The organism is Actinomadura sp. DC4, from assembly GCF_030406325.1.
GTDB lineage: Bacteria > Actinomycetota > Actinomycetes > Streptosporangiales > Streptosporangiaceae > Actinoallomurus.
In genome coordinates this window covers 1-19,142 of record NZ_JAUEQY010000031.1, presented here as the reverse complement: position 1 = coordinate 19,142, position 19,142 = coordinate 1, and the positions used below count along the sequence as shown (strand labels likewise).

Below are 19,142 nucleotides of genomic sequence, written 5' to 3'. Positions count from 1 at the left end.
ATGAAAGTATTTACCGCATGTTGCGCTGGCTGACCGCGGGGGAGTCGCACGGACCTGCCCTCGCCACGATCCTCGAAGGGCTGCCGTCCGGTGTGGCCGTGACCTCGGCCGACATCGCCGAGGCGCTGCGCCGCCGGCGGCTGGGGTACGGACGCGGCGCCCGGATGAAGTTCGAGCAGGACGAGGTCGAGATCATCGGCGGCATCCGCCACGGCCGCACGCTCGGCGGCCCGATCGCGATCCGCGTGGGCAACTCCGAGTGGCCCAAGTGGGAGACGGTGATGTCGGCCGACCCGGTCGACGCCGACCTGCTCGCCCAGCAGGCGCGCAACGCGCCGCTGTCCCGTCCGCGCCCGGGCCATGCCGACCTCGTCGGCATGCAGAAGTACGGCTTCGACGACGCGCGGCCGGTGCTCGAGCGCGCCAGCGCCCGCGAGACGGCCGCCCGGGTGGCGATCGGCGAGGTGGCGCGCGCCTTCTGCCGCCAGGTGCTCGGCGTGGAGATCCTCAGCCACGTGGTCGCGCTCGGCGAGGTGAGCGTCCCGGACGACGTGCTGCCCGAGCCCGGCGACCTCGAACGCATCGACGCCGACCCGGTCCGCTGCCTGGACCCGGGCACGAGCGCGGCGATCGTGGAGCACATCGAGCAGGTCAAGAAGGACGGCGACACCCTCGGCGGGGTCGTCGAGGTCGTGGTGCACGGCCTGCCGCCCGGCCTGGGCAGTCACGTGCACTGGGACCGCCGCCTCGACTCGCGCCTCGCCGGCGCGCTGATGGGCATTCAGGCGATCAAGGGCGTGGAGCTCGGCGACGGCTTCCGTACCGCCGCGCGCCGGGGCTCCCAGGCCCACGACGAGATCGCGCGCGAGGACGGCACGGATGACATCCGGCGGCTGAGCAACCGCGCGGGCGGCGTCGAGGGCGGCATGACGACCGGCGAGGTCCTGCGGGTCCGCGCCGCGATGAAGCCCATCTCGACGGTGCCGCGCGCGCTGAACACGATCGACGTCAAGACCGGCGAGCCGGCCAAGGCGATCAACCAGCGCAGCGACGTCACCGCCGTGCCCGCGGCAGGCGTGGTCGCGGAGGCGATGGTCGCGCTGGTCGTCGCCGAGGCCGCGCTGGAGAAGTTCGGCGGCGACTCCGCCGAGGAGACGGCGCGCAACCTGCAGTCCTACCTATCCTCGTTGGTGATCAAATGAGTCCGAAGGCCGTCGTCATCGGCCCGCCCGGATCGGGCAAGACCACCGTCGGCGAGCTGCTCGCCGAGCGTCTCGGCGTCGCCTTCCGCGACACCGACCACGACGTCGAGGCCACCGCCGGCAAGCCGATCGGCGATATCTTCGTCGACGACGGCGAGGAGCGCTTCCGCGCGCTCGAACGCTCCGCCGTCGGCGAGGCCCTCGCCGCGCACGAGGGCGTCGTCGCCCTCGGCGGCGGCGCGATCCTCGACCCGGTGACCCGGTCCGCCCTCGACGGCCTGCCCGTGGTCTACCTGGAGGTCGGGCTGTCGGACGCGGTCAAGCGCGTCGGGCTCGCCTCGGCGCGGCCGCTGCTCGTGCTCAACCCGCGCAGCCAGTTCCGCAAGCTGATGGAAGAACGCCGCCCGATCTACGAGGGCCTCGCGTCGATCAGAGTCCTCACCGACGACCGCGAGCCCGCCGCGATCGTGGACGAGATCGTCGAGGGGCTCGAGTGACCCGGATCACGGTCGGCGGCGAGGCGCCGTACGACGTGGTGATCGGCACCGGGGTGCTCAGCGAGCTGCCGTCGCTGCTCGGCGACGCCGGGATCGTCGCGGTCGTGCACGCCGAGGGACTGCCCGAGATCGCCCGGCCGGTGTGCCACGCACTGGCCGACGCCGGGTACGACGCGCGGCCCGTGCCGGTGCCCGACGGCGAGGCCGGCAAGGAGGTCACGGTGCTCGCCGGCCTCTGGTCGGCGTTCGCGGGCTTCGGCATGACCCGTACGGACGCGGTCGTCGGCGTCGGCGGGGGAGCGACGACCGACCTCGCCGGGTTCGCCGCCGCGACCTGGCTGCGCGGCGTCCGCGCCGTGCTGATGCCCACCACGCTCCTCGGCATGGTCGACGCCGCCGTCGGCGGCAAGACCGCGATCGACATCCCCGAGGGCAAGAACCTCGTCGGCGCCTTCCACCCGCCCGCCGGGGTCCTGTGCGACCTGGCCACGCTCGTGACCGTTCCGCGCGCCGACTACGTCAGCGGCCTGGCCGAGACGATCAAGGCCGGGTTCATCGCCGACCCCCGCATCCTGGAGCTGGTCGAGGACGACCCGGAGGCCGCGGGCCGGCCCGACGGGCCGCACACCCTGGAGCTCACCGAGCGCGCCGTCACCATCAAGGCGCGGGTCGTGGCGGAGGACCTCAAGGAGAGCGGGCTGCGGGAGATCCTCAACTACGGCCACACGCTCGGCCACGCGATCGAGAAGGTCGAGGCCTACCGCTTCCGGCACGGTGACGCCGTCGCCATCGGCATGGTCTACGCCGCCGAGCTGTCGCACCTGGCCGGCCGGCTCGACGCCAAGGTGGTGGACCGCCACCGGGCCGTTCTCAGCTCCGTGGGCCTGCCGACGTCCTATCCCGCCGAGGCCTGGCCGTCGCTGCGCGACGCGATGCGCATCGACAAGAAGGCGCGGGGCTCGCGGCTCCGTTTCGTCGTCCTCGACGGCGTCGCCGAGCCGGGCCGCCTGGAGGACCCGGACGAGGACCTGCTGAAGCGCGCGTACGAACGGGTGGCACGATGAGTGGGCGGATCACGGGCCAGGGCCCGGCGAAGGAGGGCTCATGACCGGCATCGGCGAGGTCCTGGTCCTCAACGGCCCCAACCTCGGCCGGCTCGGCAGCCGCGAGCCCGAGGTCTACGGCGCGGCGACCTTCGATGACCTGGCGGCGCTGTGCCGCGACACCGGCCGCCGGCTCGGCCTGCACGCCGAGGTGCGCCAGACCGACGACGAGGCCGAGCTCGTGGGCTGGCTGCACGAGGCCGCCGACGGCCGCCTGCCGGTCGTGCTGAACCCCGCCGCCTTCACCCACTACTCCTACGCCCTGCGCGACGCCATCGCCCAGCGCACCGCGCCGCTGATCGAGGTGCACCTGTCCAACCCCGCCGCGCGCGAGGAGTTTCGCCACACCTCGGTCGTGGCGGCCGTGGCCTCGGGCACCGTCGCCGGGTTCGGCGTCTACTCCTACGTCCTGGCACTCCAGGCCGTCGCCGAGCTCCTCGCCGAGAGCTGACTCACCCGCGGCCGAGGCGCCGCGTACGGCCCGGGCGGTCGCTCAGCCGGTCTCGCACGCCGAGGCGATGAGCTCCTCCAGCTCCGCGGCGACGTCGTCGAGCGGCTCCAGCGAGCGGCGCGCCCGGCACAAGATGGTGGCGCCCTCGACGGAGGCGACGATGAGCGTGGCGAGCCGGGCGGCCCGCGCCCGCCCCGCGCCGGCCGAGACCAGGCCGGCGGCCAGGGCGTCCTGCCAGCGGCCGAAGGCGTCGGCCGCCGCCTCGGTGAGCCGGGACTCCACGGTCACCGCGACGATCGGGCAGCCGGCCCGGAAGTCGCTCTTGACCAGGACGCGCCGCCACCAGCCGAGGAAACCCCGGACCGCCGCCACCGGGTCGTCGTCGCGGCGCGCCGCGCGTACGCCCGCGCCCAGGTGGTCGCCGGCGTAGCGGACCGCCTCCTCGGCGAGCTGCATCTTGCCGCCGGGGAAGTGGTGGTAGATCGAGCCGCGGGGGGCGCCGCTGTGCGCGATCACGTCGCTGAACGCCGTACCGCTGAAGCCGCGCTCGCGGAACAGATAGGCCGCGCTGCGCACCATGCGCTCACGGGCGTCGGAGGCCATATGACATACACCACCTTGACTATGACGCCCATCATAGAGAACGCTCACTATGACAAGCGTCATAGAGGAGGCGATCGTGGCGACCGGACTCGAACAGATCTCGGCGTTGCTCGGGGAGCGCGCGCCCGGCATCGCGTCGTTGCTGGACATGTCGCTGGAGGTCCTGGAGCCGGGCCGCGTGGTGTTCACGCTGGAGACCCGCCCGGACCTCGGCAACCCGCTGGGCACCCTGCACGGCGGCGTCTGCAGCACCCTGCTCGACTCGGCGATGGCCTGCTCGGTGCACGCCTCGCTGCCCGAGGGGACCGCCGGCTACACCACGCTCGAGCTCAAGGTGAACTTCATCCGGCCCGTACGGCTCGACGGCGTCAAGCTGCGCTGTGAGGGAACGACCATCCACCTGGGCGGCCGGATCGCCACCACCGAGGGACGCGTCACCGACGACCAGGGGCGCCTCGTCGCGCACGGCACCAGCACGTGCATGGTGTTCAGCGCGGCCTGACTACGCTATTACTGAATCTGATTCGGTTCTCGGGCAGAAAAAGAGGTACCGCGGCATGCGCATCGGAATGTCCCTCAACTACGCGGGGGGCTTCAGGGAGACCGTCGACGAGCTCGCCGACTACGAGAAGGCCGGGCTCGACATCGTCTTCGTCCCGGAGGCCTACAGCTTCGACGCCGTGAGCCAGCTCGGCTTCATCGCCGCGCGGACCGAGCGCCTGCAGATCGCCTCGGGCATCCTCCAGATCTACTCGCGCACGCCGACCCTCACCGCGATGACCGCCGCCGGGCTCGACTACGTCTCCGACGGGCGCTTCGTGCTCGGCATCGGCGCGTCCGGCCCGCAGGTCATCGAGGGCTGGCACGGCGTGCCGTACCACGCGCCGATCGGCCGTACCCGCGAGATCATTGAGATCTGCCGTACGGTGTGGCGGCGTGAGCGGCTGTCCTACGACGGCAAGCACTACAAACTGCCGCTGCCCGCCGAGCAGGGCACGGGCCTCGGCAAGCCGCTCAAGCTGATCAACCATCCCGTACGCGAGCGCATCCCGATCATCATCGCCTCGCTCGGCCCCAAGAACGTCGAGATGACCGCCGAGCTGGCCGAGGGCTGGGAGCCGATCTTCTACCTGCCGGAGAAGGCGGGCGACGTCTGGGGCGAGCCGCTGGCCAAGGGCAAGGCCAAGCGCGACCCCTCGCTCGGCGAGCTGGACGTCGTCGCGCAGGCCAGCCTGGCGATCGGCGACGACGTCGAGGGCTACCTGGAGTTCGGCCGCCCCATGGCCGCCCTCTACATCGGCGGCATGGGCGCCAAGGGCAAGAACTTCTACAACGACCTGGCCCGGCGCTACGGCTACGAGAAGGAGGCGGAGGAGATCCAGGACCTCTACCTCGACGGCAAGAAGCAGGAGGCCGCCGCCAAGGTCCCGTACGAGCTGCTGCAGAAGACCTCGCTGATCGGCTCGGAGGGCTTCGTACGCGACCGGATCGCCGCGCTGAAGGAGACGGGCGTCACCACCCTCAACGTCACGCCGATCGCCGCCGACCACGCCGCCCGCGTGAAGCTGATCGAGAAGGCTCGGGACCTCGCCGCGTCGGTGTGAGCCGGCCAGGGGGGCCCGGCGTCGTGCCCGGCCGGGCGGCCCGGTCGCCGAGACCGCGGCCGCCCACCGGCCTTCCGCCGATGGGGGCCTGCGGTGGGCCTCCGGCCCGTGGACGGTGTCGCCGAGCCTCCCGGCGCCGGTGACGGCGGCCGGGAGGCGGCCGTCGCCGCACCACCTGCGGCGGCCGGGCTCCTTCGCCCCGGCCGCTCGGGTACGCGCGGCGGCCTGCGGCTCGGCTGTGACGCGTACGCGGACATGTCCTGATTCGTGACCGTGTCCGCCGCCGTTCCGCCGGGCGGCGGCGCGTACAGTCGTGCCATGCCCGGGATTCATGAAGCACGCCGTGCGCGGCTGGGCGCGCTCGTCGCCGAACGAGGCGCGGACGCCGCCCTCATCACCCGCCTGGTCAACGTCCGCCACCTGTCCGGGCTCGCCAGTTCCAACGCCGCGCTCCTCGTGCGCGCCGACGGCACCGCCGTCCTCGGCACCGATGGGCGCTACGCCGGCACCGCCGCGCGCGTGTGCCCCGAGCTGGAGTGCGTCATCGACCGCGACACGGCCGGGGCGCTCGGCGCGCGTGTGGCCGGGCGGCTCGCCTTCGAGGCGCACGACCTGACGGTCGAGAGCCACCGCGAGCTCGCCGGCCGGCTCGAGGGCGTCGAGCTGGTCCCGCTGGGACACGCCGTCGAGGAGCTGCGCACGGTCAAGGACGAGGAGGAGATCGCCCTTCTCCGGGAGGCGTGCGCGATCACCGACCGGGCCTTCGACGCCGTGCTGCCCTTCATCCGGCCGGGCCGCACCGAACGCGACATCGCGATCGTGCTGGAACGTTCGATGGTCGACCTCGGCGCCGAGCGGCCGGCGTTCGCCTCCATCGTGGCGAGCGGCCCCAACGGCGCGATCCCGCACCACGTGCCCGGCACGCGTACGGTCGAGTCCGGCGACTTCGTGACCATGGACTTCGGCGCGCTGTACGCCGGCTACCACGCCGACATGACCCGTACGATCGCGGTCGGCCCGGCCTCCGGCGGGCTGCGGGAGATCTATGACCTGGTCGCCCTCGCGCAGCGCGCGGGCGTCGAGGCGGCGTGTCCGGACGCGGCCACCAAAGACGTCGACGCCGCCGCGCGCGACATCATCATCGAGGCCGGGTACGGCGAGGAGTTCCCCCACGGACTCGGGCACGGAGTCGGCCTGGAGATCCACGAGGCACCGCTCCTGGGGTATGACAAGACCGGTAAACTGACCGATCGAGTCCCGATCACCGTCGAGCCCGGCGTCTATCTCGCGGGTCGCGGCGGGGTCCGCATCGAGGACACTCTGGTCGTCCGCACGGACGGCGTGGAGCTGCTCACCAAGACGACCAAGGAACTGCTCGTCATCTAGACGCGGCAGGCAGCCGACGCAGGAGAACACACGCAGTGGCGACGACGAACGACCTCAAGAACGGCATGACGCTGAACCTCGACGGCCAGCTCTGGACGGTCCAGGAGTTCCAGCACGTCAAGCCTGGCAAGGGCGGAGCGTTCGTCCGCACCAAGCTCAAGAACATCCTCTCCGGCAAGGTGGTCGACAAGACCTTCAACGCCGGCACGAAGGTCGACGTGGCCAGCGTCGACAAGCGCGAGATGCAGTACCTCTACCGCGAGGGAGAGGACTTCGTCTTCATGGACACCGAGACCTACGACCAGCCGCACATCCCGGCCGGCACGGTCGGCGGCGCCGCCGACTACCTGCTGCCCGAGCAGAACGCCGTGATCGCCTTCAACGACGACACGCCGCTCTACGTCGAGCTGCCCGCGGCCGTGGTGCTCCAGGTGACCGAGACCGAGCCGGGCCTGCAGGGCGACCGCTCGACCGGCGGCACCAAGCCCGCCACGGTCGAGACCGGCGCGGTGATCAACGTCCCGCTGTTCATCACGACCGGCGAGAAGATCAAGGTCGACACCCGCTCGGGCGACTACCTCGGCCGCGGCTGACCGTGGCCGCACGGAGCAAGGCGCGTAAGCGGGCCCTTGAGGTCCTGTACGAGGCGGAGGTCCGCCGCGAGCCGCCGGCCGACGTGCTCGGCCGGCGCGCGGCCGAGCCCGGGCAGCAGCCGCTGGCCGAGCAGGCGTTCGCCGACCGCCTGGTCGCGGGCGTGGAGGAGCACCGCGACCGCATCGACGAGCTGATCGCGACCTACTCGGTCGGCTGGACCCTGGACCGCATGCCGATGGTCGACCGCAACATCCTGCGGCTGGGGTCGTACGAGCTGCTCTGGAGCGACGAGGTGCCGGGCGGCGTCGCGATCAGCGAGGCCGTGGCCCTCGCGACGGAGCTGTCCACCGACGAGTCGCCTCGTTTCGTCAACGGCCTGCTGTCGCGCCTGCTGGAGCTGAAGCCCTCGCTGTCGCTCTAGGCGTCGCGCTACGGCGAACAGGGCCTAAGCTGGGCGCTGTGAGGCGAAAGAGGCAGCCGTGAAGACGCAGCATCGGGGGGCGCCGTGACCGAGCGTCCGCGGCAGCGGCCCATGCGGACCGCCGTCGTGTGGGAGATCCTGCGCGAGGTGCTCGACGAGAGCGCCAAGGCGTCCGGCCGGGCCGTCCTGGACGTCCTCGACGCGGGCGGCGGCACCGGGGGGCTCGCCGTTCCCCTGGCCGAGCTGGGCCACAACGTGACCGTCGTGGACTCCAGCCCGGACGCCCTCGCGGGCCTCGAACGCCGCGCCGCGGAGGCGGGCGTCCGGGTCCGCGCGCTGCAGGGCGACGCGGACGGCCTGTCGGCCGTGGTCGGGCCGGACAGCGCCGACCTGGTGCTGTGCCACAGCGTGCTGGAGTACGTCGACGACCCGGCCGCCGCGATGACCTCGGTGGCCCGGACCGTACGCACGGGGGGCGCGGTGAGCGTCCTGGCGGCCAACCAGGTCGCGGCCGTGCTGCACCGCGCGCTCGCGGGCCATTTCGAGGACGCCCGGCGCATCCTGTCCAGCGCCCAGGGCCGGTGGGGCGAGCACGACCCGATGCCACGCCGCTTCACCTCGGGCATGCTGTCGGAGCTGCTGGCCGGCGCGGGCCTGCACGTCGGCGAGGTCCACGGCGTCCGCGTGTTCACGGACCTGGTGCCGAGCGGCATGATCGACGGCGAGCGCGGCGCGACCGAGGAGCTCGTCGCCCTCGAGAAGGCGGTCTCGATGCACCCGGTGCTCAAAGACGTGGCGACTCAGCTCCACGCCCTGGCCCGCCGGCGATAGCGGGACGAACCGGTGGACGGGCCTCCAGTCGAACCCCAGCCGCGGAACGACCATCCGCGCCGGGGATCACCCTTCGTCCCCCTGACCCCGCCACGCAGCGTGAACGCGGAGCATTCTGGGACAAGCCGGGCCCACCCCGGCACGGGCCCGCGCGGAAGATCCGACGGCATGTTCGCGGGCCGGTCCGGGTTCTCCTCATCCGGGTGGCACAGGCCGGTGGGTCCGCGCCCGGGACGGGGGCGGACGTGAGCAGAAAGCAGCAGTTGCACCGGCCGGGGCCGCAGCCCGGGCCGCCGGCCGACGACACCGGCTGCGGCGTCCTGCACGTCGACATGGACGCCTTCTTCGTCAGCGTCGAGCTGCTCGAACGCCCCGAGCTGCGCGGCCACCCCGTCGTCGTCGGCGGGGCCGGCGGACGCGGGGTCGTGGCCGCCGCCTCGTACGAGGCGCGAAAGTTCGGCGTGCACTCGGCGATGCCGATGAGCCGCGCCCGCAGGCTCTGCCCGCAGGCGGTCGTGCTGCCACCGCGCCACGACCGGTACGCCGAGGTCTCCGCCGGCGTGAGAGAGATCTTCGAGTCCATCACCCCGGTCGTCGAGCCCCTCGCGCTCGACGAGGCCTTCCTCGACGTCTCCGGGGCGCTCAAACGGCTCGGGAGGTCCGCCGAGATCGGGCGGATGATCCGGCGGCAGGTCGCCGAGCAGCAGGGGATCACGTGTTCGGTCGGGGTCGCGAGCACGAAGTTCGTCGCCAAGCTCGCCTCGACCCGCTGCAAGCCCGACGGGCTGCTCGTCGTGCCCGCCGACGGCGTGGTCGGCTTCCTGCACCCGCTGCCCGTCGCCGCGCTGTGGGGCGTCGGGGAGCGTACCGAGCAGATCCTGACCCGCCTGGGCCTGCACACCGTCGGCGACCTGGCCGCGACGCCGCTCGACACCTTGCGGCGGGAGGTCGGCGAGGCCGCCGGCGAACACCTGCACAACCTCGCCTGGGGACGCGACGAACGCTCCGTCGTGTCCTCGGTCAGGGACAAGAGCATCGGGGCCGAGGAGACCTTCGACGTCGACATCGCCGACGCCGTCACCATCCGGCGTGAGCTGCTGCGGCTCTCCGACCGCGTCGGCGCGCGCCTGCGGGGGAGCGGTCAGGCCGGCCGTACGATCGCGGTCAAGCTGCGCCGGGACGACTTCACCACGATCACCCGGGCGCGCACCCTCCGCGAGCCGACCGACCTGGCCCGCGAGATCTACGCGACGGCATGCGCGCTGTACGCGGCCTCGGGGCTGGAGTACACCCCGCTGCGGCTCGTCGGCGTACGTGTCGAAAATCTCGTTCCCGCGGACTCGACGACCCGCCAGATGGCCCTGGGCGAGCCGGAGACCGGCTGGCGGGAGGCCGAGCAGGCCATGGACCTCGCGGCCCGGCGGTTCGGCGCCGGCGCCGTTCGCCCGGCGGCGCTCGTACGGCCCGACGGCGAGCGTCAGGCGTACTACGGTAAGGAGGGGGCTCGTGACGGCTGAGCACCATGTGACTCAAGTGACCACGGACGGTGAATATGTGGATTGACTCGGCAATCCGCGTGTCAACGGCCCAACGTTTTCTTTCACACAGTGGTCCCGGCTCGTATTCTGGGCATATCACCGATAGCCATGTCCCCGTCCGGCGTGGGATTCCCCTTCGCGGGGCTGTCTTTGGGAGGCGCCGTGCCGCTCTCTGACCACGAGCAGCGCTTGCTCGACCAGATCGAGCGTGCGCTGTATGCCGAGGATCCGAAATTCGCGTCCGCGGTCCGCTCGACCGATCCGAAGGTCCACTACAAGCGCAGGATCTGGAAGGCCGCGGTCGGCTTCGTACTCGGCCTGATCGTGGTGATGGCGGGCCCGATCCTGAACACCATGCCGATCAGCATCGTGATCAGTGTCGCGGGCTTCCTCCTCATGGTCTTCTGCTGCGCGTGGGGCCTGACGAGCTGGAAGCGCATGACGGGCGTCGGCACCGAACCCGAGCCGAAGAACAAGCGCGAGGCGAAGCCGTCACGCGGGGCCAAGACCGGGTTCATGGAGCGACTGGAGGAGCGCTGGCGCCGCCGCCACGAAGGTCCCTGACCGGCCCGCCGCCGTTCCACCGGCCGGCTCGTACGGCGGAGGCCCGCCCGCTCGCGCCGGCCTGCCTCCGTAGCCACGTACGCCCGCAAGACCCACCGCGCCGCCACGACCCGCCCTCCCGCACGGCTCGCCGAGCCCAGGCCCCGCCGCGTCCCACCGGGCATGCGAATGCCCCGGATGCCGTCCATGTCCGCAATCGGCCGGTGATCCACTGCGATCCCAGCCGCGAGGCCCGAGATCAGCCGGCTGACCGGCTCCGCCATCACTGCGGCGCGGCCCCACGCCGGGCGGCTGGGGCCCGCGCCCCACGCTGATGCGAGCGCCCGGCGCATGGCCCGTACGTTCCCGCCTCGCGGCGATCATCCGTCTCATGGTCGAAGGCCCATGATCATCCGGCCGCGAGCCGAACGCTCCCCGTGGCCCAACGTCCGTGATCGGGGCCGGTGACCTGGCCCGTCCGCGCAGGGCACGAGGGCTCCGGCCCGGCCGGACGCCCGCAATCGGCCGACACGCCTGGTTGGGGCGGCCGCCGACATCGCTACGTGTGACGACGGCGGCGCGGAATGGCCACATCCAGCCACTCGAAGACGTCCATCATCCGTGTCCCCGCCCGCCGCAGGGCCGCCACGGCCGACGGCGGGAACAGCCGGGCCCGCCACCGCGTCCGCCGCCTGGCCCGGGTGCCGAACGCCGCCCGCAGCAGGCGTACGTCCTCCCGCGCCGTCGGCGACGCCTCCACCTCAGGCGCGTACCGGGCGCGCTCCTCGGCCCGCGACAGCCGCGTCAGCGCCGCCGCCTCCTTCGGGGACAGCTCCAAGGCGGCGCTCAGCCGCCGCGCCGTCGCCCGCGGCGTCTCGCTCGAAGGCCATTCCAGCCCGTGGTCGGCCGCGTCGGCGCGGAGGTCGTCCCACGCGGCGTGCGCGACGGCCTCATCGGACTTGGCCCGTGCCCACCGGTGCGCGCGTGTCAGCCGGCGCAGGGTGATCGGCGTCAGCAGCAGCAGGACCGCGACCAGCGCCACCAGCAGCCACGTGATCGGCGGGCCGGACCCGCCGTCCTTCGGCGCCACACCAGGCGCCGCCTGCTGGTCGGCGAGCGTGTCGGTGCGGTGGCCCGGGATGGTCGGGGCGGCCGAGGAGTCCCCGCCCGCCACCGTGCCCGTCGACGGCACGCCGCCCGGCGCGTCGGTGCCCGGCGCCCCGGGCAGCAGCAGCGGCGAGCTGTAGGCCGGCACGGTCGCGCTGCCCTGGCCGCCGTCGCCGCCCGGCGTCGGCTCGAAGCGCAGCCAGCCGACGCCGGCGAAGTACAGCTCCGGCCACGCGTGGGCGTCCTTCGTGTGGACCACCCACCCGCCGTCCGGCTGCTGGGCGCCCGCCGTGTAGCCCATGCCGACGCGCGCCGGGATGCCGAGGATGCGGGCCAGCAGCGCCATCGAGGACGCGAACTGCTCGCAGTACCCGGTACGGCTGGTGAACAGGAAGTCGCGCAGCGCCCCGTTCTGGTGCCGCGGAGGCGCGTCCAGGCTGTAGGTGAAGTTCCCCGGCGCGGTGAACCAGTCCTGTAGCTTGACCGCCTTCTCGTACGGCGTCGGCGCCCCCGCGGTGACGTCGGTGGCGAGCTTGGCGATGTCGTCGCCGACCGAGTCCGGCACCGACAGGTAGCGCGAGCTGATCGAGGCCGGCGGCGGGGCCGTGGTGACGAGCTCCTGGTACGTCGGCTGCGGCCGGACGCTCGTCACGGTGTAGGACCGGCCGCCCGCGGAGTCGTTGGTGGAGAACACCGTCAGCGACCGGGGGTCGACTCGCCAGTCGCCCTTGATGTCCACCTTCGTGGGCAGGTACGGAATCGGCAGCACGTCGAGGCGGTGCACCCCCGGGCCGATGCTGACCTTCGTGGTCACGTCGCGGACCGGGACGCCGGCGAGCGCCGGCTCGGCGGGCAGTTCCCTGTCCTTGACCCGTTCGTCCGTGCCGGCGCGCAGCGGCCCCGTCGTCCAGGTCTCGCCGTCGAACCGGTCGAGGGAGTACATCCGCAGGTAGTCCGGGGTGGAGCTGTCCGTGGAGCGGTACCTCAGCACCTCCGCGTCCCCGGTGCGCACGAGCTGGCGTCGTACGCTCACCAGCGGGTCCAGGGCGTTCAGCCCGGTGATCGAGCCGCCTCCCTTCCCCGAGGACGAGCCGTCGCCCTCGCCGACGCCGAGGAGCCCGTGCGACTCGATGCCGGGCACCGCGAACGGCAGCACGATGGCGATGACCACCGCGGTCAGCCCGATGCGCCGCCCGCTGGCCGAGAGCGGGCTGGAGTCGGGCCGCTCGTCGATCTGCCGGGTCGCCGACCAGTGCCGGGTGAACACCGCGCGCCCCCAGCCGGAGAGCTGGTCGCGCGCGTCCGCCACCAGCAGGCCGAGGTAGCCGCCCGCGCCCAGGAGGAACGCCAGCCAGCTCACGGTCTGCTGGCGTACGGCGGCGGGCACGCTGTACACCGCGAGGAGCGGCAGCCCGGCGAGCGCCGCGCGCCGCATGCGGACCGCAAGGAAGTCGACCAGGATCGCCACCAGCCCGATGCCGACGCCCGTGAGCATGTTGATCGCCGGCAGCATCGGCACCGGGGCCGCGTAGGAGTTCGCGTCGTGCCAGCCCTCGCTCATGAGGCGGCCGAGCCGGGCGGTGGAGGACGGGGTCGGCACGACGCCGAGGAACGCGTGCCCGGAGGCGAACACCACGGTCAGGTAGAGGAACAGCGCGAGCAGCCCGATCGCCGGGCACAGCGCCGCCGCGACGCGGAACCGCCGCGTGAGCACGCCCGCCCCGCCCACCACGAGCAGCGCGCCGAACCCGGTGAAGAACCACCCGCTGGACTCGTACAGCGGATAAAGGCCGACGGAGGCGAGCAGCGTGGCCAGCCCCGCCACCATCGTCAGCCGTAGTCTCATGAGAGCCCTCCGTCCCCGTCGACGACCTCCCGCCGGGCGGTCCGATCCCGTACGGCGCGCAGCTCGGAGTTCTCCGCCGCCTGGTCCGCGCCGGCCCACGCGCTCGCCAGCGCCGCCGCCGAGTCGATGGTCAGCACCCGCCAGCCCGCCGCCCGCAGCACCGACGCCGCCCGCGCGGCCGCGTGCTCCTCGTCGCCGACCAGGACCGCCACGCAGGTGGCGGTGCCCTGCCGGGACCGGGCGACGTCCTGGGCGTCCTCGGCGGTCAGCCGCCCGAACACGCCGACGACCAGGCCGTCGCCGTCGGTCGCCGCCGTACGGAGCGCGGACAGCCCGGTCCGCAGCGACCGTCCGGTCGAGGCGCGCGCGACGGCGAGCGAGTCCAGCAGCGCGCCCTCGAAGGCCGACGAGGCGCCGAGCGCCTCGCCCTGGTCCGTGACGTACCGCAGGCCGAGGCCCTCGCGGCCGAGCTGCACCCCGATCGAGGCCGCCGCCGAGACGGCCTGCTCGAAGGAGGCCCCGGGCCCGTCGCCCCAGTGCGCGACCCGCCGGGTGTCCAGGAAGAGCGCGCCGCGGCTCTGCCACTGCTGCTCCTCGCGGCGGACCATCAGCTCGCCGCGCCTCGCCGTGGAGCGCCAGTGCACGCGCCGCAGGTCGTCGCCGTGGCGGTACTCCCGCGGCGCGACGTCGTCCTCGCCCGCCGTGGCGACCGTACGCGCCCGGCTCTCGCCGCCGCCCGTCCACGAGCCGGTGAGCCGGCCGTGGGGGAGCGGGACGATCGGCGGCGTGACGGTGAGCCGGTTGGCGCCGGTGAAGGACCGGGCGAGCTCCACCAGGCCGAACGGGTCGGCGAGACGGACCGTCAGCGGCCCGACCTGGTACCGGCCGCGTACGTCCGCGCGAATCCGGTAGCGCATCTCCCGCCCGCCGCCCGGCTCGATCCGGTCGACGACGAACCGCGCCCGGTCGCCGAGCGTGTACGGCACCTGGTCCTCGACCAGCAGGATGCCGGTCGGCAGCTTGGAGACGTTCTGCAGGACGACGCTCACCTGGGCCTCGTGCCCCACCGGCAGGCGGGAGGGGTTGGCGCGGCGGGTGCACGAGAGCCGGTAGCGGGTGCGGGACACGACGAGCGCCGACACGACCGGCAGCGCGAGGATGAGGACCCCCGCGCGCAGCAGGTCGCGCTCGCCGAGGACGAACGCGCAGGCGATCGCCGTGACGCCCGCCGCCATGAAGGAACGGCCGCGTGTGGTCAGCGCGCCCAGGCTCCTGCGCACGGCGCGGGACGGGTTCAGGGACGCTCCGCCCGCCGTACGCCCGTCGGTCGCGTCGCCGCCGTCCACGCCGCCGCCTCTAACGCCGGGGGTCGGGCACGGGCACCTGGGCGACCAGCTCGGCCACCACCTGCTCGGGCAGCCGCCGTTCGACCTGGGCCTCGGCGGTCGGGAGCAGCCGGTGGGCGAGCACCGGGACGGCGAGGTACTGCAGGTCGTCGGGCAGGACGTACTCCCGGTCCTCCAGCGCGGCGTACGCGCGGGCGGCGCGCACGAGCTGCAGCGTCGCGCGGGGCGAGGCGCCCAGCCGGAGCTCGGGGTGCTCGCGGGTGGCGGTGACCAGGGCGATCGCGTAGTGGCGGACCGAAGTGGAGACGTGCACGTTGCGTACGAGCTCGATCAGGGTGCGCACGTCGGTGGCCTGCGCGACCGGCGACAGGTCCTCCAGCGGGGAGGCCTGGCCGTGCACGTCGAGCATCTCCAGCTCCGCGCTCGGCTCGGGATAGCCCATCGAGATGCGGGCGGTGAACCGGTCGCGCTGGGCCTCGGGCAGCGGGTAGGTGCCCTCCATCTCGACCGGGTTCTGCGTCGCGATGACCATGAACGGCCCGTCCAGGTCGTACGTGTGGCCGTCGACGGTCACCTGGCGCTCTTCCATGCACTCCAGCAGCGCGGACTGGGTCTTCGGCGAGGCGCGGTTGATCTCGTCGCCCACGACGATGTTGGCGAAGATCGGGCCCGGCTTGAACTCGAACTCCCGCCGCTCCTGGTTGTACGCGCTGACCCCGGTGATGTCGCTGGGGAGCAGGTCGGGGGTGAACTGGATCCGCCGTACCGAACAGTCGATCGAGCGGGCGAGCGACTTGGCGAGCATCGTCTTGCCGACCCCGGGAACGTCCTCGATGAGGAGGTGGCCTTCGGCCAGAAGCACCGTGAGGGCGAGACGCACCACGTCCGGCTTGCCCTCGATGACGGACTCGATGGCTCCGGAGATCCTCCCTGAGATCTTCGCGAGGCCTTCCAGCCCCCGTCCGACGTCACCGTGTGTGCTGACTGCCACTAACCCCTCCTCGGGCCATCCGTACGCTGCGCGGCCCGGGGCGCCGGCCACCCGGCTCGATCCCGTCGCACACGGATGCGGATGGGGAGCTCCATCCGGTTTGTACATGTTGTTGTCTGTCGAACCGACAGTACGTCTTTTGGGCTGGTTGGTGCGACGTCCCGTGGCAGGAGAGTAAACCCCGAATCGGGCATCGGGCGCATCCGCGAGAGCATTTCCGGATTCCCCACTTCCATCCATGATGCGCGGGAAGCCTGCACGCCTCCTGACCTTCCGGGTGCCCCGGGCTTGACGCCGGCCGACGGCTCGCTGTGAGGGCCGCGGTGGAGCCTTCTGACACCCCACTTCGCCCCACCTCTCTGACCTGCGGTTTTGTCGGGCGACCCGGCGCGGGGCAGGCGTTTTGGTCGTTGACCGTGGGGCAGAGTGGAGTAGAGTGGGGCGCCGTGGGGCGGGGTGTCTCGCCTCGCGGGGGGCGGGGAGGTGAGGCCGGTGTTCCTCGGCACTCATTCACCGCGCCTCGACGACAAGGGACGACTGTTCCTGCCGGCGAAGTACCGCGAGGAGCTCTCGGGGGGATTGGTGATCACGAAGGGTCAGGAGCGCTGTCTCTACGTCTTTCCTGAGGCGGAGTTCCAGCGCATCACCGAGGCACTTCGCACCGCGCCGGTCACCGCCAAGGCGGTACGCGACTACAGCCGGGTCTTCTTCGCCGGCGCCTCGGACGAGGTCCCCGACAAACAGGGGCGGATCACGATCCCGCCGGCGTTGCGCAATTACGCCGGCCTGGGCCGGGACTGCGCCGTGATCGGGGCCAACACGCGCTTGGAGATCTGGGACGCGGCCGCCTGGGAGACCTACCTGTCCGAACAGGAGCCGCAGTTCTCCGACCTGTCCGAGGAGGTGCTGCCCGGGATTCTTTGACCGCATTGCCGTCGGTCGTGGAACTCGTTCGGCGAGGTCTCCACCCGCTCCCAGCTGGCGCACCTTCCCCGGTGCCAGATGGCCGTTGCACATCTTCCTCCACGGAGCAGCGGATGGGGACCTGGCCGGACGAAATCCAAACGGGGGCCGACGTAAGCCATTGAGCGGTGAGCCGCAGAGCACACCGGGTCCAACGCACCCGGTGTGAGTCCGCATCGGCCGTCCGCGGGGGTGCTTGCGCGCACCTCCCGCACACGGCGGGCGAGCGGGCGCGGCATCAGCGCAGTCCGCGAGCAGTGGCGTCAGTGAGAGGTTTCGATGCGAGGCGACGAAGAGCGCGCGGGGGGACCACGCGCGGCGGGGCACGTGCCGGTCATGCTCGACCGGATCCTGGCACTGCTGGGACCGGCCCTGTCGGCGTCCTCCGATGAGGACGTGTTCTTCGTCGACGCGACCCTCGGCCTCGGCGGTCATGCCGAGGCCGTGCTCGAGGCCAACCCGCGCGCGACGCTCATCGGGCTCGACCGCGACACGACCGCGATCGAGCGGTCCGGGCGGCGTCTCGCGGCCTACGCCGGGCGCGTCCACCTCGTGCACGCCGTCTACGACGAGATCCCGCAGGTCCTGGACGACCTCGGTGTTCCCGGCGTGCACGCCGTGCTCTTCGACCTCGGGGTCTCCTCCCCGCAGCTCGACGAGGCCGAGCGAGGCTTCGCCTACTCCTACGACGCGCCGCTCGACATGCGGATGGACCGCACGCAGGAGCTCACCGCCGAACAGGTGGTCAACACATACTCCGCCTCCGACCTCGCGCGCATCCTGCGCGAATACGGCGAGGAGCGGTTCGCGCGGCGCGTGGCGGAGGCGATCGTACGGGAGCGGGGGCGCGCCCCGCTGACCTCGACGAGCAGGCTCGTCGAGGTCGTCCGTGACGCGATCCCCGCCGCCTCGCGCCGCACGGGAGGCCATCCGGGCAAGCGCACGTTCCAGGCGCTGCGCATGGAGGTCAACGGCGAGCTGGCGGCGCTGCGCGACGCCGTGCCGGCCGCGCTCGACGCCCTCGTGGTGGGCGGCCGGGTCGCGGTGCTGTCCTACCACTCGCTCGAGGACCGCATCGTCAAGCGCGCGATCGCCGAGCACACCACCGACACCACCCCCCCGGGCCTGCCGGTTCCCCTGCCGGAACGACAGCCGCGCTTCCGCCTGCTCACCCGCGGCGCGGAACAACCCTCCGACGAGGAGAACACGACCAACCCACGGGCCGCCTCGGCACGCCTTCGCGCGGCCGAGCGGATCCGGGGGCGTGAGGGACGTCCGCGAGGCGGCACGACGCCGCTCGACGAGGACCCGCCGAGCGGGCGGAGCCAAGCAGGAGGCACCACATGACCATCACGACTCCGCCGCAGGAGACCCGTACCCGCCGGCCGCGGCCGGCCGGTGACGACGCGGCGCCTCCACGCCCGGCGCGGCGCCGCACGCCGCCGCCCGACGAGCGCGACGAGAAGGTCAGGGGCCGCGCGGCGCGCTCCGCCAGGCCCGGCACCCGCACCGCGCCGAAGACCGCCCCGGGACGGCGGACGTCGGCGCCGCGGAAGCCGCCGCCGAAGACCGCGGCGGCGCGCCGGTCGGCCACGCCGCCGCGCGCCCCGTTCGTGCTGGTCGTCGTCGGCCTGCTCGGCGGCGCCCTGGTCAGCCTGCTGCTGCTCAACACCGTGCTGGCGCAGGACGCCTTCACCCTGAGCGAGCTGCAGCGCGGCAACCAGCAGCTCGGCGAGCGCAGGCAGGCCCTGCAGGAGGACATCAACCGGGAGAACAGCCCGTCGGTCCTGCACGCCAAGGCCCGTGGCCTCGGCATGGTCGACTCGCAGCGGCCCGCGTTCATCGACCCGCGTACCGGGCGGGTCACCGAGGGCGGCGCGCGGCCTCCGGGGGTCTCCGACGAGGCGATGGCGGCCGCGGCGGGCGCGGGCGTGACCGGAGCACCAGGCGCGATCATGCCGCCCGCAGGCGGTGGCCGGACGGGAGGCGTCCTGTGCGCAGGCTCACCCCGCTCCTGGCCGCCGTGGTGCTGACCGCCGCCGCGTGCAACGGCGCCAAAGACGACTCCACGATAAAGATCGGCTTCATCGAGTCCCTGACGGGCAACTACGCTCCG

20 protein-coding genes are annotated in these 19,142 nt (G+C 72.9%); 16 read left to right on the top strand and 4 right to left on the bottom strand.

Going from position 1 to position 19,142, the window contains the following annotated elements; genetic code table 11:
- Positions 1 to 17: 17 nt before the first annotated feature.
- Genes aroC through aroQ form a run of 4 tightly spaced genes read left to right on the top strand, consistent with a single transcriptional unit; the run spans position 18 to position 3,253 of the window.
- Positions 18 to 1,202 carry a chorismate synthase gene (gene aroC, locus QWU11_RS37500; RefSeq protein WP_290119279.1) on the top strand — a complete coding sequence of 395 codons (1,185 nt, stop codon included), beginning with the start codon at positions 18 to 20 and terminating at the stop codon, positions 1,200 to 1,202.
- On the top strand, positions 1,199 to 1,699 hold the full coding sequence (locus QWU11_RS37495; RefSeq protein ID WP_290119278.1) for a shikimate kinase: 501 nt from the start codon (positions 1,199 to 1,201) through the stop codon (positions 1,697 to 1,699). The genes aroC and QWU11_RS37495 overlap by 4 nt, the downstream gene beginning before the upstream one ends.
- On the top strand, positions 1,696 to 2,763 hold the full coding sequence (aroB, locus tag QWU11_RS37490) for a 3-dehydroquinate synthase (RefSeq protein WP_290119277.1): 1,068 nt from the start codon (positions 1,696 to 1,698) through the stop codon (positions 2,761 to 2,763). The genes QWU11_RS37495 and aroB overlap by 4 nt, the downstream gene beginning before the upstream one ends.
- Before the next feature lie 40 nt (positions 2,764 to 2,803).
- Entirely contained in the window at positions 2,804 to 3,253 is a 450-nt protein-coding gene (gene aroQ, locus QWU11_RS37485; RefSeq protein WP_290119276.1) for a type II 3-dehydroquinate dehydratase, read from the top strand.
- 42 nt (positions 3,254 to 3,295) lie between these two features.
- Here aroQ and QWU11_RS37480 read toward each other — a convergent pair whose 3' ends face one another.
- Positions 3,296 to 3,856 carry a TetR/AcrR family transcriptional regulator gene (locus QWU11_RS37480; RefSeq protein WP_290119275.1) on the bottom strand — a complete coding sequence of 187 codons (561 nt, stop codon included), beginning with the start codon at positions 3,854 to 3,856 and terminating at the stop codon, positions 3,296 to 3,298.
- A 49-nt stretch (positions 3,857 to 3,905) separates the two neighbouring features.
- Between QWU11_RS37480 and QWU11_RS37475 the strand changes: the two genes are divergently transcribed.
- From QWU11_RS37475 to QWU11_RS37435, 9 genes are all read left to right on the top strand, one after another.
- Positions 3,906 to 4,358, top strand: a complete 453-nt coding sequence (locus QWU11_RS37475; RefSeq protein WP_290119274.1) for a PaaI family thioesterase — start codon at positions 3,906 to 3,908, stop codon at positions 4,356 to 4,358.
- A gap of 55 nt (positions 4,359 to 4,413) precedes the next feature.
- A complete protein-coding gene (locus tag QWU11_RS37470) occupies positions 4,414 to 5,460 on the top strand; it encodes an LLM class F420-dependent oxidoreductase (RefSeq protein ID WP_290119273.1) in 1,047 nt (348 codons plus the stop codon).
- Positions 5,461 to 5,553: 93 nt separating this feature from the next.
- Positions 5,554 to 5,724: a hypothetical protein gene (locus QWU11_RS37465; RefSeq protein WP_290119272.1), complete on the top strand. Its 171-nt coding sequence runs from the start codon at positions 5,554 to 5,556 to the stop codon at positions 5,722 to 5,724.
- Positions 5,725 to 5,778: 54 nt separating this feature from the next.
- Positions 5,779 to 6,846: an aminopeptidase P family protein gene (locus QWU11_RS37460; RefSeq protein ID WP_290119271.1), complete on the top strand. Its 1,068-nt coding sequence runs from the start codon at positions 5,779 to 5,781 to the stop codon at positions 6,844 to 6,846.
- Positions 6,847 to 6,881: 35 nt separating this feature from the next.
- Positions 6,882 to 7,439, top strand: a complete 558-nt coding sequence (efp, locus tag QWU11_RS37455) for an elongation factor P (RefSeq protein WP_290119270.1) — start codon at positions 6,882 to 6,884, stop codon at positions 7,437 to 7,439.
- A 2-nt stretch (positions 7,440 to 7,441) separates the two neighbouring features.
- A complete protein-coding gene (nusB, locus tag QWU11_RS37450) occupies positions 7,442 to 7,861 on the top strand; it encodes a transcription antitermination factor NusB (RefSeq protein WP_290119269.1) in 420 nt (139 codons plus the stop codon).
- 84 nt (positions 7,862 to 7,945) lie between these two features.
- Positions 7,946 to 8,692, top strand: a complete 747-nt coding sequence (locus QWU11_RS37445; RefSeq protein WP_354670933.1) for a methyltransferase domain-containing protein — start codon at positions 7,946 to 7,948, stop codon at positions 8,690 to 8,692.
- Between the two features lie 245 nt (positions 8,693 to 8,937).
- The gene (locus tag QWU11_RS37440) at positions 8,938 to 10,209 is read left to right on the top strand and encodes a DNA polymerase IV (RefSeq protein WP_290119268.1); all 1,272 of its coding nucleotides are present in this window, start codon (positions 8,938 to 8,940) and stop codon (positions 10,207 to 10,209) included.
- A gap of 183 nt (positions 10,210 to 10,392) precedes the next feature.
- Positions 10,393 to 10,794, top strand: coding sequence for a DUF3040 domain-containing protein (locus QWU11_RS37435; protein ID WP_290119394.1), 402 nt, complete (start codon positions 10,393 to 10,395; stop codon positions 10,792 to 10,794).
- A 538-nt stretch (positions 10,795 to 11,332) separates the two neighbouring features.
- On the opposite strand, the gene QWU11_RS37430 is transcribed toward QWU11_RS37435, so the two are convergent.
- Genes QWU11_RS37430 through QWU11_RS37420 form a run of 3 tightly spaced genes read right to left on the bottom strand, consistent with a single transcriptional unit; the run spans position 11,333 to position 16,063 of the window.
- Entirely contained in the window at positions 11,333 to 13,726 is a 2,394-nt protein-coding gene (locus QWU11_RS37430) for a DUF3488 and transglutaminase-like domain-containing protein (RefSeq protein WP_290119267.1), read from the bottom strand.
- Positions 13,723 to 15,072, bottom strand: a complete 1,350-nt coding sequence (locus QWU11_RS37425; RefSeq protein WP_354670932.1) for a DUF58 domain-containing protein — start codon at positions 15,070 to 15,072, stop codon at positions 13,723 to 13,725. The genes QWU11_RS37430 and QWU11_RS37425 overlap by 4 nt, the downstream gene beginning before the upstream one ends.
- Positions 15,073 to 15,082: 10 nt before the next feature.
- Positions 15,083 to 16,063, bottom strand: coding sequence for a MoxR family ATPase (locus QWU11_RS37420; RefSeq protein WP_290119266.1), 981 nt, complete (start codon positions 16,061 to 16,063; stop codon positions 15,083 to 15,085).
- Positions 16,064 to 16,555: 492 nt separating this feature from the next.
- Here QWU11_RS37420 and mraZ point away from each other — a divergent pair, with 492 nt between their 5' ends.
- From mraZ to QWU11_RS37405, 3 genes are all read left to right on the top strand, one after another.
- Positions 16,556 to 16,987: a division/cell wall cluster transcriptional repressor MraZ gene (gene mraZ, locus QWU11_RS37415; RefSeq protein WP_290119265.1), complete on the top strand. Its 432-nt coding sequence runs from the start codon at positions 16,556 to 16,558 to the stop codon at positions 16,985 to 16,987.
- A 318-nt stretch (positions 16,988 to 17,305) separates the two neighbouring features.
- The gene (gene rsmH, locus QWU11_RS37410) at positions 17,306 to 18,373 is read left to right on the top strand and encodes a 16S rRNA (cytosine(1402)-N(4))-methyltransferase RsmH (protein WP_290119264.1); all 1,068 of its coding nucleotides are present in this window, start codon (positions 17,306 to 17,308) and stop codon (positions 18,371 to 18,373) included.
- Positions 18,370 to 19,059 carry a hypothetical protein gene (locus tag QWU11_RS37405; protein ID WP_290119263.1) on the top strand — a complete coding sequence of 230 codons (690 nt, stop codon included), beginning with the start codon at positions 18,370 to 18,372 and terminating at the stop codon, positions 19,057 to 19,059. Before rsmH ends, QWU11_RS37405 begins: the two co-directional genes overlap by 4 nt.
- Positions 19,060 to 19,142: the final 83 nt, after the last annotated feature.

Coding starts and splice junctions, on each gene's coding strand:
- aroC (WP_290119279.1), top strand. CDS start 18: ATGTTGCGCTGGCTGACCGCGGGGGAGTCGCACGGACCTGCCCTCGCC.
- QWU11_RS37495 (WP_290119278.1), top strand. CDS start 1,199: ATGAGTCCGAAGGCCGTCGTCATCGGCCCGCCCGGATCGGGCAAGACC.
- aroQ (WP_290119276.1), top strand. CDS start 2,804: ATGACCGGCATCGGCGAGGTCCTGGTCCTCAACGGCCCCAACCTCGGC.
- QWU11_RS37480 (WP_290119275.1), bottom strand. CDS start 3,856: ATGGCCTCCGACGCCCGTGAGCGCATGGTGCGCAGCGCGGCCTATCTG.
- QWU11_RS37475 (WP_290119274.1), top strand. CDS start 3,906: ATGACAAGCGTCATAGAGGAGGCGATCGTGGCGACCGGACTCGAACAG.
- QWU11_RS37470 (WP_290119273.1), top strand. CDS start 4,414: ATGCGCATCGGAATGTCCCTCAACTACGCGGGGGGCTTCAGGGAGACC.
- QWU11_RS37460 (WP_290119271.1), top strand. CDS start 5,779: ATGCCCGGGATTCATGAAGCACGCCGTGCGCGGCTGGGCGCGCTCGTC.
- QWU11_RS37430 (WP_290119267.1), bottom strand. CDS start 13,726: ATGAGACTACGGCTGACGATGGTGGCGGGGCTGGCCACGCTGCTCGCC.
- rsmH (WP_290119264.1), top strand. CDS start 17,306: ATGCGAGGCGACGAAGAGCGCGCGGGGGGACCACGCGCGGCGGGGCAC.
- QWU11_RS37405 (WP_290119263.1), top strand. CDS start 18,370: ATGACCATCACGACTCCGCCGCAGGAGACCCGTACCCGCCGGCCGCGG.